Below are 14022 nucleotides of genomic sequence, written 5' to 3'. Positions count from 1 at the left end.
TTCATATATATAATGGAGGATTGATAATGGAGAGTAAAGCCTTTGATGAAAATATTGTAAAAAAACAATCAAAAAAAGTAATTAAGTATATTTATATTATAGGATCTATATTAATAATTCTTTTTATATTTAAAATATTTAGGGGTAGTAAAAACGTTAGATATATAACATATGTTGCCTTTTTTACAAGAACGGTAAATGGATTAATGGGTATAATCTCCATAGTAAGTTGTTTAATATTATATAAGAAAACCAAAGATTCAATATTATATATATTGTTATTGGTATATGTTGGACTAGCTATAGCTATACTAACTGGGCAATTGGATTATGATACATTTTTTAATTATAAATTTAATGTTAGTAATTATATAAGTATGACAACAGCATTATTAAGAATAGTTTTGCTTTTTAGTGCTGTTATGCCAACTTCTAAGCTATATAAATTTATAAGTAAATATAAATCACAATCATTTATCTTTGTAAGTATGTATTCTTTAATTGCTTGGAAGATAGAAAAGATTTTCTTTGTAGGTGAAATTTTTAGTAGTAGAAGCTTACTTTCTATATTTAATATATTTATTTTCATTGCATATTCATTAGTAGTAATAAAATTATTATTAATTTGTATAAAGAAAAATAAAGTTGTTATTGGAGCTTTTAGTGTAAGCTTATTTTTAATTGCAATTAAGTCCCTTTATATATTATATGCAGTTAATTATAACTCATTTAATATGAAGTTAATATCAGCATTATTAACATATATATCATTCTTTACAGTTATTATTGGGGCTGTAGTAGAATTATATTTATTATATAAAGAAGCTCAGTATTTAAATAGAGAGTTGAAGAAGTTTTATAATTTAGTTAATTTTAACAATCATACCTATATGTTTATTTGTGATAAGGATCTTAATATCTCTTTTATGAATAATAAAATAAAAGAAGATTATAACTATAAAATAGATAATAATAAATTTAAAAATGAATTACTAAGGGTTATAGCATCTGAAGAAAATGCAGATGAAATTATGAGAGAATTAACTAATAAAAATAATTGGAGAGGTATAGTAAGAAACTTAAAAAAAGATTCAATAGTAGATTGCTCTATTCAGTTAATAAATTTAGAAAAAGATGAACAACAGATATTAGTTACTTATATGGATATGTCTGAAAATATTAAATTACATTCAGAAATAGAAGCTCATAAAATTAATGATATTAAAAAGTCAGAGTTTATATCAACACTTTCCCATGAATTAAAAACTCCATTAAATATTTTCTATTCAATAATACAATTGTTAGATAAAACTGAATCCATTGGCATAAAAGAATTTAAGGAAACCTATGATAAATATAGTAGTTCACTAAAATTAAATAGCAAAAGAATGCTAAGACTTGTAAATAATATAGTAGATTCAACAAGAATAGGTACAGGAGTACTTAAAGCTGAATTTGGAAATTACGAGATAGTTTCAATTATTGAAGATATAGTAATTTCAACAGTTCCATTTGCTCAATCTAAGAATATAAATATAGAGTTTGACACAAATGTGGAGGAACACTTCATAAAATGTGACCCTGCAATGATTGAAAAAATAGTATTAAATTTAGTATCAAATTCAATTAAATATACTAAAAATGAAGGTTATATTAAAATTGATATAACACTACAAGAGGATATATTAGAAATATTCTTTGAAGATACAGGAATAGGAATTCCACATGAGTTAAAAGATAAAATATTTGATAGATTTTCAAGGGTAGACAGCTCCTTAAAACGAGAAAATGAGGGGAGTGGTATAGGGCTAAGTATAGTTAAGTCTATGATAGAAGTTCACAATGGAACTATATCTGTAGAAAGCTCATTAAATAAAGGTAGTGTTTTTGAAGTTAAATTACCAAATGTATTAATAGAAGATTCACCAATGGTAATTTATGAATTTAATAAAGCTAATACAGAGTTAGAGTTATCAGATATATATAATTAATATTATAAAAAACTTACTTTTAATCAAAATTACACCATCTTATATTTGTTTAATAAAAAATAACAATAAAGTTATATAATAGCAAATAAATGGTAATAATTTAAATTATGAAGATTATAATTTAAATGAAGGAGATGGTATTTTGAAGAAAAGTAATGAAAAGATAGTTAAGAATTTAGGCAAAACAATTAGAAGAAATACTATGAAAAAGCTAATATCAATTTTCACAGCTATATTTACTATATTAGGGCTAAATACATCAGTAGTAAAAGCAGAGGAAAATGAAAGCTATGATTATACTTATGTAGGAATAGATACAAGAGGAAATAATGTAAATGTAAATGGAGAAAAAGCAGCAACAGCCTTATTTAAGGTTCAAAATCCAGATGGTAGCATATCATATGCATATTGCGTGGATTTAGATACATTAGTAAAAGAAGGACATAATTATTCAAGGGTTAATGTAGAAAGTTCAGGTTACTATGATAGTAATAGTGCCAAACATATAAGAGCAATAGTAAGAAATGCTTACCCATTTATAAGTCTTGAAAGCATAGCAAGTACTTTGAATTTAGAAAACCTAACTAAGGAAGAGGCGATAGCAGCAACACAATTAGCAATTTGGAAATATGCTAACAATGCTCAAATACCAGCTGATTTAACTGGAAATGTTGAAGCCTTATATAATTATTTAATAAATTTAGATGGTGTTGAAGGACAAACTTCAATAGCAAATATTGTAGCTAAAGATCCTATAATTTATGCAAATAATGAAAAGTATGATGTAGAATATATCTTTAAAGCTGATGGTAAAAATGCTGATGGAAGTAGTATAGAATTACAATATAATATAGAAGGTAAACCAGCAGATTCAGAAGTCATAGAATCAGGTATTGATAATGAAGGATACACTCATATTAAAATTACTAACATAGAAAAAGATACTAATATAAAACTTGTAGTATCAGGAATTCAAGATGTTGGAACAGATATATTCTTCTATTCTCCAGAAGGTGGAAGAGAAAATTCTCAAAGCTTAATTGGAATACAATCAGGTAATACAAATATATCAAAGACCTTTGAATATAAGGTTCAATTTGGAAGTGTAAATATAAAAAAGGTTGATGAAGCTAATAATGAAATTGCACTTAAGGATGCAGAATTCACTATAAAAGATTTAAATGGAAATGTAATAAAAGTTATTACTACAAATGAAAATGGTGTAGCTAGTACAAAACTAGTAACAGGAAGTTATACAATAGAAGAAACAAAAGCACCAGCAGGATATCTAATAGTTAATGGACAACAACAATTTACTATAGAGCCAGGACAAACAGAAAGCTTAAACTTGGTATTTACAAATAAAAAAGATGTTGGTTCAGTAGTTTTAACTAAGGTAGATTCAGAGGATAACACTAAAGTCCTTGCAGGGGTTGAGTATGAACTTTATGATGATGCATTAAATAAAATATCTGATTGTGTAACAGGAGAAGATGGAAAAATAGCTGTAGGCAATTTGGCTCCAGGAAGATATTTCTTTATAGAAACAAAGTCATTAGAAGGATATGTTCAAGATTATAATAGATTATATTTTAATATAGAGTCAAATCAACAAGCAGTAGTAGAAATTATTGCACAAAATAAAAAAATAAAGGGAAGTATAGAAATAACTAAAGTTAATGAAGATGAAAAACCATTAAAAGATGCAGAGTTCGTTGTAAAAAATGAGGCAGGTGAAGTAGTTTCAAAAGCTAAGACTGATGAAGAGGGAATAGTTAGATTTATAGAGCTTCCTTATGGAAAATATACTTATCAAGAAATTACTGCTCCAGCAGGATATGTATTAGATAATACTGAGCATACCTTTGAGATAAAAGAAGATGGAAAAATAATAAAGGTTTCTCATACAAATAAAAAAGAAGAAAATAAAACAACAACTACAAATAAAAAACCAAGTAATACAACAACTACTACAAATAAGAAGCCATCAAATCCAAAGACTGGTGAAGTTGGATTAGCAGGAGTTTTTGGAATATTAATATTAGCAAGTGGTGGATTACTAATAAATAATAGAAAGAAAAAATAAAATAATTTGAGATAAAGCATAAAACACAGAACTAAGTAAAGATAACCAAGTTCTGTGTTTTATATATTTATATAAAAAAAAGGAGGAAATTAATGAAGAGGGTAACTAATACAACGTTATTTATTATTATTGTATGTTGCTTATCTATAATTGGTTATAAGTTTTATAATTATTTTGTTGATAAAAAATTAAATAATGAAATTCAAAGTTTTGCACCTAATATAAGTGAAGTATATTTATCAGATAATAGTGAAGAAGTAGATGCTAATTCAAAAAATGTTAATGAAGCATTAGACAACGTAGTAAATTATAAAAATAAAGTAATAAATGCAAATGAAGAAGAGCTAAAATCTATAAATAATAATTATGAAATGTGGATTCAAATTCCAAATACAGAAATTAATTATCCTGTAGTTCAAACTGATGATAATGAATACTATTTAAAACATAGCTTTAAAAAGGAAAGCAATATATCAGGAACAGTATTTGTGGATTATAGAAATAATATAGATGAAGATAGAAATCTTATTTTATATGGGCATAATATGAGAAATGGTACTATGTTTAATAATTTGACTAATTTTAAAGAAGAGAGTTTCTTTAATAATAACAACATAATTAATATAGTAAGAAATAATATATTATATCAATATGAAGTATTTTCAGTATATGTTGAAGATGAAAGTAAAGTTAATATAGAAACAGAATTTATAGATAATGAAGCCTTTGCAAGCTATGTATTAAATGAAGGTTCAAAATCAATGTTTAATAAGGATATTGAGATAAGTAATGAAGATAAAATAATAACATTAGTAACCTGTAGTTATGAATATACAGGTGCAAGAACTATATTAGTAGCAAAGCTAAAAAATATTACAGAAAGGTAATAATTAATATTTATAGGATTTATCTTGAATATATTTCTAAATAAAGATAACACTAAAATTAGAAATATTATTGGAGGTGAATCTGATGAAAAAACATAGAAATAATATATTTATTATACTATTTACAGTACTATTATTAATAACAAATCTAAGTGCTAATGTAATAGCATTACCAACAGAAAAGTTATCAATTCCTAATCATGTATCTGTTACCGTAGGTGATGAAATAATCAATGAAATAGCTTATGAAAATTTTATTTTAGAGGCAAAAAGAATAGAAACAAGTGTTGGACCAGGATATTGTTTAGAAGTAGAGAAAGATTATCCATCAGGACAACGCTTTGAGTTTGTGGGTAAACCAGCAAGATAAGTTGTTGGAATGATGTCAGCAGGTTACCCTAACAAAAGTGTAGCTGAAATAGGAGTTTCAACAGATGATAATGCATATTTTGCAACACAAATTGCAATTTGGTGTGTTACAGAAGGATATTCACCTAATAAATTTAGATCAAGAGATAAAGAGTTATTACAGGCAATTAAGAATATATATGAAGAAGGAATGCAATACACAGGTAATGAATTAGATCATATTGCTATGGAATATTATTATAGTGATTCTATTCAAAGAATAGTTGTTTATATTAATAAGACTGATGAAGGTACTGGAGGAGGAGTGGATATAAAACCAGATGAAACTATTCCAACATGGCCAGAAGTACCTGATGATGAAACACCAGATAGTAGTGAGAATGTAGTTGTTCCAGGCCTTGGATAATGGCAAATAATTAATTGTAAATATAGAATAGACAATTATTAACTAATAAGAAAAGCATATATGTTATAATCCTCTTTCCTACTAGGTAGCATGTACTATATAATAAAATATAAGTATAAAAGCGGAGAGGGGATAAGGGAATGATAGATATACACTCACATATATTAAATAACATAGATGATGGTTCAAAAGACATAGAAATGTCAATAAGTATGTTAAAAAAGGCAGAGTTATCAGGAACAACTGATATAATTGCAACACCACACTTTATGAGAGGAAGATTTGAAGTTGAGTATAATGAAGTACTTAATAGAGTGGAAAATTTAAAGAAAATATCAAGAGATAATAATATAGATATTAACATATATGCTGGGCAAGAAGTTTATTATAGTAGAAATATATTAGAATACTACAGTGATAAAATGATAGGAACAATTAATAATACAAGATATATGTTAATAGAGCTTCCTATGTTAGAATTTGATATTAATGAAGTAATAAATAATATATATGAACTTCAAATAAGAGGAATTACACCAATAATAGCTCATCCTGAAAGATATAAGATATTTATAAAGAAGCCATCAATGATTAATATGCTTATAAAGGAAGGAATGTTATTTCAATTAAATGCAGGAAGTATAACTGGAGCCTTTGGAAAAGATGTTAAAAAGACTGCAGCAAAATATTTAGAAAATAACATATATAGCTTTATTGGATCTGATGCTCATAGAGATAGAGGAAGAGATACTAATATGACAGAAGCTTTAAAAGCTTTAGAAGCAATACAAAGACGTACTTTTGATGATAATGGAAAAGCAATGCTTAAAAATGAAGATATAGATTTTAAAGGAACTTTAGTTAAAGAAAAAAAGTTCTTAGGAATTTTCTAAAAGTATATTTTAAACATAGGGATTAAAAACCTATAAATTATAGAATAAATATATAACTTATATAATATATTTATAATAAGATATTATATATTTAAAATTTTAAATCTCATTTAAGAGAGAATTACTTAATAAAGGTTCACCTACCTTATATTAAGTAATTCTCTTTTTTGATTTAAACCTCAATAAGTTTACGAAGTTTATCTATTAAAGAAATAAGTTCTCTTCTTTTCTTTGGATAGTTTAAGTTATTATCAAGACAATATCTATATAAATTAGTATTAGGAGTAAAGTAAGCAATACGAATTAATTCATGTTCATCATTAGAAAGGGTAGCTAGAATAGTTTTTAATAAGTCATGCATCATAGAGTTAATAATATATTCTTCTAAATCAAGAGAATCCCTAAGCAAAGCTTCAATTTCATTATCTTCATCAACAGTAATATTAAGACTAGATTCAGAAGTATATTTAATTTCACTTCGGGCTAAGTTTCTAAAAGCATTTTTAATAGTATTAATAATATAAGAATCAATATGTTCATTACCTTTAGAAAGGTCATATTTATTGATTGCTGTAATAATAGATATATTTCCAATTTGAATTAGGTCATTACTATCGTAATTTTTTAATTTATATTTAAAAGCATATTTTTTTATTAGTGGTTTGTATTTTTCAATGAAAAAAAGAATAGCATCTTTATCCTGATTTTTAGCATTACATAAAGTATGGAATAAAATATTAGAATTACTTTTTGAATAAAGTGATTTTTCTCTTAAATTAATATTATCCTTATTTTCTAAACATAAAGATTTCAAAATAAAGTCCCCCTTTTTATTAAATAATTTTATTTTACTTAAAGATAAATTAAGTTGATAACAATTCGAACATATATTCTAGAACATATGTTTATTATACTATATATTCAAAAAAATGGAAGAGGGGGAATGAATATTTGTAACATATTACATATTGTTAAAAATTATTAATAAAAAAATAATACAACAACTTTCGACAAGCGAAAGTTACATATTAGAGTATAAGAAAGGAGAATTAAAAAAAAGTTAAAAAAATTATAAAATAAAGGAAACAAAAGAAAAATATAAGCATATAATTTACAAAATAAAACATGAAAGTAAGGCCAAACGTTTACAAGTGGAGATTGTCTGTAGTTTAATTAACTTTTAAGTGATTTTTTTTTATGATATAATAGCTACTGTTAAAAAGATGTTGAAAAATATATAAAAATAAAGAAAAAAAGAAAAATAATTAAAGTTTTATTAAATAATTATATAAAAACTAAAGTGGTATTAAATTTAAAATTAAAGACTTTGTCTTATATATAAAATATTGAAATTAATTAAATAATTAGGTGAAAATGAATTAAGAAATTAACGAGTAAAATAGTTAAAATTTTTTATAATTTAAATAAAAGGTATTAAAGGTAAAATTTGTTATAGTACTAATTTTTACTTATTAAAAATAAAAGGAGAGTATATTAATGAACGAAATGGAAGAACAAGTGATAAGTATATCAGAAATTTTTGAAGCATTAAAAAAGCGTTGGATTCTTATAGTTTCTATAACTTTAGTTGCTACATTAATTTCAGGAGTATTAAGCTTCTTCGTAATTAAGCCAACTTATGAGACGAGCACTAAGGTTTTTATAGGTAAGGAAGAAAGCAATCAAGAAGGATATAACACAAATGATATTCAAATGTATCAAAAGCTATTACAAACTTATGCAGAAACAATAAAAACTAATGAGGTAGTACAAGCTGCTATTAATAGTACTAATAATACTGATTTAACAGTACCAGCAGTAAAGGGAGCATTAACAGTAACACCAGTTAGTGATACACAAATACTTCAAATTAAATATCAAAACAAGAGTCCTGAAGTAGCAAAGGAAATATTAGAAGGTATAACTAATGAATTTGTTATTTTAGCAAAGGAACTTGTTCCAAATGGTAATGTTAGAGTAATTGAAGCAGTTCAATTACCAGAAAATCCAGTAGCGCCTAATAAGAAAATGAATGTTGCAATTGCATTTTTATTAGGACTTATGGTTAGTGTAGGATTAGTATTCCTTATTGAATATCTTGATAATACTTTCAAGAGTAAAGAAGAGCTTGAAAGAGAATTAGATATACCTGTAGTTGGAATAATTCCTGAAGTTGAAGAAGTATAGGAGGATTGCTAAATGTTTATAGTTGAAAAAAAGCCAAAGTCTATAGCAGCTGAAGCTTATAGAAGTTTAAGAACTAACATACAATATTCTTCTTTTGATAAGAAGTATCAAACTTTAGTTGTTACTAGTGCTAATCCAGGTGAAGGTAAGACTACTGTTGCAGGAAACTTAGCTTTAGTATTAGCTCAAGGTGAAAGTAAGGTATTATTGGTTGATTGTGATATGAGAAGATCTTCTATACATAAAAGATTTAAGATTACTAATACATGTGGTATTTCAGATTTATTAATAGGTAAACAAAGAATAGAAACAGTTATTAATAAGATAAATCCTAATTTATCTATTATAACAGCAGGAAATATTCCTCCAAATCCAGCTGAAATGTTAGCATCTAAAGCTATGACGGCATTTTTAGAAGAAATGAAGGAGAAGTATGATTATATTGTTTTAGATACTCCACCACTTCAAGCTGTAACTGATGCACAAATTTTATCAACTAAGGCTGATGGAACATTAATAGTTGTAAGATCTGGAGTAACTAAGAAAGAGGCAGTTCATAATGCAGTTTCTATGCTTAAGAAGGTTAATGGACATATCATTGGTACAGTTCTTAATGCAGCAGAAAATAAAAAGAATAAATATTACTATTATTATGGGGATGATGCTAGTAGAACAGGAAGAAGACTTAATAGTAAAAGGTAATTATTAGGGTATAAATATAATTTAAGATGGCAAATTATTGGGGGACGAGTAATTTGCCTTTTTTAAGGAATAAAGTAATAAAATAAGTTTTTTAAAGAGATTCGGGGGGATAAAAGTGGAAGAAGAGAGCTTAATAGAAAGGGTATTCAGTAATAGAAAGTTAAAAATACTAACATTATTAATAGTAGATTTTTTATTAATATTAGTAGCTTATTTTTTAGCTTTTATATTTAGACTTTATTTAGACAATAATAGTTTAAATGAAATTATTATTTATTTTAAAGAACATATATTTAAAGTTATATTTTTTGAAATAATTTATATTTTATCTTTTTATATTAATAAACAATACAAAAGTGTATGGACTTTAGCTGGAATGGATGAGGTTATAAATGGAGTAATAGCTGTAATTATAGGTATTACATTAACTCTAGGAATATCATTACTTAGTAATGATAGAATTCCATTAATGGTAAATATACTTGCTGGAATTATGATTTTAGTTCTTTGCAATGGAGTAAGAATTGGTTGGAGAGTATTAAGAAGAGCCATTAAGTATACTGAAATTGAAAAGAATAAAGATTTTAAAAATGTTCTTATAGTAGGGGCAGGTTCAGGTGGTGCCCTTGTTGCTAATGAATATAAGAAGCATCCTAATTTAGGTAAGAAGGTAGTTGCTTTCATTGATGATGATAAGCAAAAGCTTGGAACTTATGTAAATGGTGTTAAAGTTTTAGGAAATAGAAATAACATTATAGAAGTTGCAAAAGCTAAAAAGGTTGATGAAATAATAATTGCAATTTCATCTATTAAGGAAGGTGTTTTAAAGGAAATAATAGAGTGTTGTAAAGATGCTCATATAGCCGTAAAGATTATGCCTGGTGTTTCTGAAATGATAGATGGTAAGTTTTCTATTAATAAAATAAGAGATGTAGATGTAGAAGATTTATTAGGAAGAGAATCAATTAAGTTAGATTATGATGGTATAGCTGATTATTTAGAAGGAAAAATAGTTCTTGTAACTGGTGGAGGAGGATCTATTGGTTCGGAGCTTTGTAGACAGATTTCTAAATTTAATCCTAAGCAGCTTATAATTTTTGATATTTATGAGAATAATGCTTATGAAATACAAAATGAGTTAAAAAGAACATTCCCAGAGTTAGATTTAGTAACTCTTATAGGGTCAGTTAGAGATAGAAATAGACTAAGACAGGTTTATACAAAGTATAGTCCTAATGTAGTATTTCATGCAGCAGCTCATAAGCATGTGCCACTTATGGAGGTTAGTCCAGAAGAAGCAATAAAAAATAATGTTGTTGGTACATTTAATACAGCAGAGTTTGCAAATAGTTATGGAGTAGAAAAGTTTGTTCTTATTTCTACTGATAAGGCAGTTAATCCTACTAATATAATGGGTGCAACTAAGAGAATGTGTGAAATGATAGTTCAAGCCTTTAATAAAGTAAGTGATACAGAATATGTTGCAGTTAGATTTGGTAATGTTCTTGGAAGTAATGGTTCTGTAATTCCTTTATTTAAAAAGCAAATTGCAGCAGGTGGACCTGTTACTTTAACCCATAAGGATATTACAAGATACTTTATGACTATACCTGAAGCATCTCAATTAGTACTTCAAGCAGGAGCTTATGCTGAAGGTGGAGAAATTTTTGTTCTTGATATGGGTAAACCAGTAAGAATATATGATTTAGCTGAAAATCTTATTAAGCTTAGTGGATTTGAACCTAATAAGGATATTAAAATTGAAGTTACTGGACTTAGACCAGGAGAAAAGCTTTATGAAGAGCTTCTTATGAATGAGGAAGGTTTAACTGAAACTAAACATGAGAAGATATTTATAGGAAAACCTGGAGAGTTTGAAATTGACGATATCGCTAGAAAGACAGAAGAACTTTTAAAGTATGCAACTAAGGGAAGTAAGGTTAGACTTAAGAAACAATTAAAGATGGTTGTTGATACTTTTAGGGATCCGGATGAGGTTAACATTCAGGTAAGATAAAATTTTTTTTCTTATGGGGGATTTTTACAGATTTTCATGGGTAAAAAAACGAAGAATGATGAAAGGATTAGTAGATGAGTATGAAGCTTTTATTGACTGGTTGTTTTAAGTATTCTAAAGAGCAATTAAAAGAAATTGAAGAATTAGGATATGAAATAACATTTATGAAAGATGAAACAAAAAGGTTAGAAATAGATTTTAATGAATTTGATGCAGTTGTATGTAATGGACTGTTTTTAAATAATGATATTAGTTTATTTGAAAATATTAAGATGGTTCAACTAACTAGTGCGGGACTAGAAAGATTTCCGTTAGAAAAGGTAGATTTAGATAAAATAAATCTATGTAATGCAAGAGGAGTATATAGTATTCCTATAGCAGAGTGGGTGATTCTTAAAATTTTAGAGCTATATAAGTCATCTGCTATATTTATGGATAATCAGAAAAATAACATTTGGGAAAAGAGAAGGGATTTACTGGAGTTAAATTCAAAAAGTGTTTGTATCGTAGGAGCAGGAAGTATTGGAACAGAAATTGCAAAAAGATTGCAGGCTTTTGGAGTATATGTAACTGGATTGGATATTTCAACAGAGAAAAGAGAGTTTTTTGATGAAATGTACTTGATTGATGAATTACATAGATATATTAATAAATTTGATATTTTAATTTTAACGCTTCCTTTAACTGAGTGCACGTATGGGATTATCAATAAAGAAATTTTAGAAAAAATGAAAAATACATCTATTATAGTAAATGTGTCAAGAGGAGAAATTATAAATGAAAATGATTTAATTAGTAGTTTAAAAAATAAAAAAATTGCAGGAGCAATATTGGATGTATTTAATAAAGAACCTTTAGAAAAAGAAAGTGAATTATGGAATATGGAAGGAGTAATTATAACTCCACATAACTCCTTTGTATCTAATAGAAATAGTGAAAGATTATATAAGATAATTTTTAATAATTTAAAAGCTGCAATAACAGAAGGTGAATTTATTAATAAAGTATATAAATAAAAAGGTAGGAAAAGTTTAAATGTATAGATATATAAAAAGAGGTTTAGATTTTTTATTATCATTAATAATGATTATAGGACTATCACCTATATTATTAATAGTAGGAATTATAATAAAAATAGATTCAAAAGGACCAATATTATTTAAGCAAGATAGAATTGGATTAAATGGACAAGTATTTAAGATATTAAAGTTTAGATCAATGACTGTAGGGGCAGAGAAACAGGGGACTGGAGTTTATTCATTTAAAGATGATCCACGTGTAACCAAAGTAGGAGCATTTATAAGAAAAACTAGTATTGATGAGCTACCTCAACTAGTTAATATTTTAAAAGGTGAAATGAGTTTTATAGGACCGCGTCCTGTGTTAACCTATCACCCTTGGAAGTTTGAAGAGTATACAGAAGAACAAAAGAAGAGATTTAATGTGTTACCTGGTGTTACTGGATTAGCTCAACTTAATGGTAGAAAAGAACTAGAGTGGACAGAAAGAATAAAGTTCGATGTGAAGTATATAGAGAATTTAAGTTTTATATTAGATGCTAAATTATTCCTGTTAACTATAAAAAAGGTATTATTAATGGAAGATAACTACAATGTATCTAATACATCTAATAAAAAATCACTTGATATATAGGAGGAGTTATTATGTCTTTAAAATTAATGTATATAACTAATAAACCTGAAGTAGCTAAAATAGCACAAAATGCTGGAGTAGATAGGATTTTTGTTGATTTAGAGATTATAGGAAAGGAAGAAAGACAAGGAGGTCTTGATACAGTAATATCTAGACATAAAATTGAAGATGTAACTACAATTAAAGAATCATTAAATAAATCACAATTATTGGTTAGAGTTAATCCTATATATGAAAATTCAAAGATGGAAATAGATGAAGTTATTAATAGAGGAGCAGATATTGTTATGCTTCCTATGTTTAGATCTAAAAGGGAAGTTGAGAAATTTATTAAATATGTAGATGGAAGAGCAAAAGTATGTTTACTATTAGAAACTAAAGAAGCAGTAGAGAGATTAAAAGATATTTTAAAAGTAAAAGGAATAGATGAGATACATATTGGATTAAATGACCTTCATTTAGCATATAAAAAGAAATTTATGTTTGAGCTATTGGCCAATGGAATGGTAGAGAAGATTTGTAATGAAATAAAAAAAACTAATATTAAGTATGGATTTGGAGGAATAGCATCTCTGGGCAAGGGAGATATAAAAGCAGAGATGATTTTAAAGGAACATTATAGGTTAGGTTCAAGTCAAGTTATACTTTCAAGAAGTTTTTGTAATTTAGAAAAGGTTAATACTCTTGAAGAAATAGAAGAAATATTTAATTTAGAAGTCAAGAAGATTAGGCAGTTAGAGGCAGAAATTAAGGGATATATTGAATATTTTAATAAAAATAAGAATTCAATAAATAGTATTGTTAAAAAATTTATTAGTTAATAAAAAGGAA

The 14022-nt window shown here is 26.3% G+C and carries 13 protein-coding genes; 12 read left to right on the top strand and 1 reads right to left on the bottom strand.

Features of this window, described 5'->3' with window-relative positions; genetic code table 11:
* Positions 1 to 26 precede the first annotated feature (26 nt).
* The 6 genes from HCG76_RS04135 (at position 27) to HCG76_RS04110 (ending at position 6632) form a co-directional block, all read left to right on the top strand.
* On the top strand, positions 27 to 1991 hold the full coding sequence (locus HCG76_RS04135) for a sensor histidine kinase (RefSeq protein WP_221718999.1): 1965 nt from the start codon (positions 27 to 29) through the stop codon (positions 1989 to 1991).
* A 142-nt stretch (positions 1992 to 2133) separates the two neighbouring features.
* Positions 2134 to 4077: a thioester domain-containing protein gene (locus tag HCG76_RS04130; RefSeq protein ID WP_221698846.1), complete on the top strand. Its 1944-nt coding sequence runs from the start codon at positions 2134 to 2136 to the stop codon at positions 4075 to 4077.
* A gap of 92 nt (positions 4078 to 4169) precedes the next feature.
* Positions 4170 to 4964, top strand: coding sequence for a class B sortase (gene srtB / locus HCG76_RS04125; protein ID WP_221698847.1), 795 nt, complete (start codon positions 4170 to 4172; stop codon positions 4962 to 4964).
* Positions 4965 to 5049: 85 nt separating this feature from the next.
* A complete protein-coding gene (locus HCG76_RS04120; RefSeq protein WP_221698848.1) occupies positions 5050 to 5334 on the top strand; it encodes a hypothetical protein in 285 nt (94 codons plus the stop codon).
* A gap of 9 nt (positions 5335 to 5343) precedes the next feature.
* The gene (locus HCG76_RS04115; RefSeq protein ID WP_221698849.1) at positions 5344 to 5739 is read left to right on the top strand and encodes a Cys-Gln thioester bond-forming surface protein; all 396 of its coding nucleotides are present in this window, start codon (positions 5344 to 5346) and stop codon (positions 5737 to 5739) included.
* Between the two features lie 140 nt (positions 5740 to 5879).
* Positions 5880 to 6632 (top strand): tyrosine-protein phosphatase, encoded by a 753-nt coding sequence (locus tag HCG76_RS04110; RefSeq protein WP_221698850.1) that lies wholly within the window; start codon positions 5880 to 5882, stop codon positions 6630 to 6632.
* A 172-nt stretch (positions 6633 to 6804) separates the two neighbouring features.
* On the opposite strand, the gene HCG76_RS04105 is transcribed toward HCG76_RS04110, so the two are convergent.
* On the bottom strand, positions 6805 to 7446 hold the full coding sequence (locus HCG76_RS04105) for a sigma-70 family RNA polymerase sigma factor (protein ID WP_221698851.1): 642 nt from the start codon (positions 7444 to 7446) through the stop codon (positions 6805 to 6807).
* A 692-nt stretch (positions 7447 to 8138) separates the two neighbouring features.
* Between HCG76_RS04105 and HCG76_RS04100 the strand changes: the two genes are divergently transcribed.
* From HCG76_RS04100 to HCG76_RS04075, 6 genes are all read left to right on the top strand, one after another.
* Positions 8139 to 8819 carry a YveK family protein gene (locus tag HCG76_RS04100; protein WP_221698891.1) on the top strand — a complete coding sequence of 227 codons (681 nt, stop codon included), beginning with the start codon at positions 8139 to 8141 and terminating at the stop codon, positions 8817 to 8819.
* A 12-nt stretch (positions 8820 to 8831) separates the two neighbouring features.
* Positions 8832 to 9521, top strand: a complete 690-nt coding sequence (locus tag HCG76_RS04095) for a CpsD/CapB family tyrosine-protein kinase (protein ID WP_221698852.1) — start codon at positions 8832 to 8834, stop codon at positions 9519 to 9521.
* Between the two features lie 115 nt (positions 9522 to 9636).
* Positions 9637 to 11538 carry a polysaccharide biosynthesis protein gene (locus HCG76_RS04090; RefSeq protein WP_311776378.1) on the top strand — a complete coding sequence of 634 codons (1902 nt, stop codon included), beginning with the start codon at positions 9637 to 9639 and terminating at the stop codon, positions 11536 to 11538.
* 74 nt (positions 11539 to 11612) lie between these two features.
* A complete protein-coding gene (locus HCG76_RS04085; protein ID WP_221698853.1) occupies positions 11613 to 12554 on the top strand; it encodes an NAD(P)-dependent oxidoreductase in 942 nt (313 codons plus the stop codon).
* 19 nt (positions 12555 to 12573) lie between these two features.
* Positions 12574 to 13191 (top strand): sugar transferase, encoded by a 618-nt coding sequence (locus tag HCG76_RS04080; protein ID WP_221698854.1) that lies wholly within the window; start codon positions 12574 to 12576, stop codon positions 13189 to 13191.
* 11 nt (positions 13192 to 13202) lie between these two features.
* Complete coding sequence (locus HCG76_RS04075) at positions 13203 to 14012, top strand: aldolase/citrate lyase family protein (protein WP_221698855.1); 810 nt, start codon at positions 13203 to 13205, stop codon at positions 14010 to 14012.
* The last annotated feature ends 10 nt before the right edge of the window (positions 14013 to 14022 follow it).

The sequence above is a fragment of the Clostridium sp. K13 genome (assembly GCF_019734195.1).
In the GTDB taxonomy this organism is placed as follows: Bacteria; Bacillota; Clostridia; order Clostridiales; family Clostridiaceae; genus Clostridium.
The sequence above is the reverse complement of the archived record's forward strand: the minus strand, read 5'-3'. Positions and strand labels throughout refer to the sequence as shown.

What these genes read in the sequence shown, in the direction of transcription:
- HCG76_RS04135 (WP_221718999.1), top strand. Translation starts at nt 27, where the DNA reads ATGGAGAGTAAAGCCTTTGATGAAAATATTGTAAAAAAACAATCAAAA.
- srtB (WP_221698847.1), top strand. Translation starts at nt 4,170, where the DNA reads ATGAAGAGGGTAACTAATACAACGTTATTTATTATTATTGTATGTTGC.
- HCG76_RS04120 (WP_221698848.1), top strand. Translation starts at nt 5,050, where the DNA reads ATGAAAAAACATAGAAATAATATATTTATTATACTATTTACAGTACTA.
- HCG76_RS04115 (WP_221698849.1), top strand. Translation starts at nt 5,344, where the DNA reads ATGATGTCAGCAGGTTACCCTAACAAAAGTGTAGCTGAAATAGGAGTT.
- HCG76_RS04110 (WP_221698850.1), top strand. Translation starts at nt 5,880, where the DNA reads ATGATAGATATACACTCACATATATTAAATAACATAGATGATGGTTCA.
- HCG76_RS04100 (WP_221698891.1), top strand. Translation starts at nt 8,139, where the DNA reads ATGGAAGAACAAGTGATAAGTATATCAGAAATTTTTGAAGCATTAAAA.
- HCG76_RS04095 (WP_221698852.1), top strand. Translation starts at nt 8,832, where the DNA reads ATGTTTATAGTTGAAAAAAAGCCAAAGTCTATAGCAGCTGAAGCTTAT.
- HCG76_RS04085 (WP_221698853.1), top strand. Translation starts at nt 11,613, where the DNA reads ATGAGTATGAAGCTTTTATTGACTGGTTGTTTTAAGTATTCTAAAGAG.
- HCG76_RS04080 (WP_221698854.1), top strand. Translation starts at nt 12,574, where the DNA reads ATGTATAGATATATAAAAAGAGGTTTAGATTTTTTATTATCATTAATA.
- HCG76_RS04075 (WP_221698855.1), top strand. Translation starts at nt 13,203, where the DNA reads ATGTCTTTAAAATTAATGTATATAACTAATAAACCTGAAGTAGCTAAA.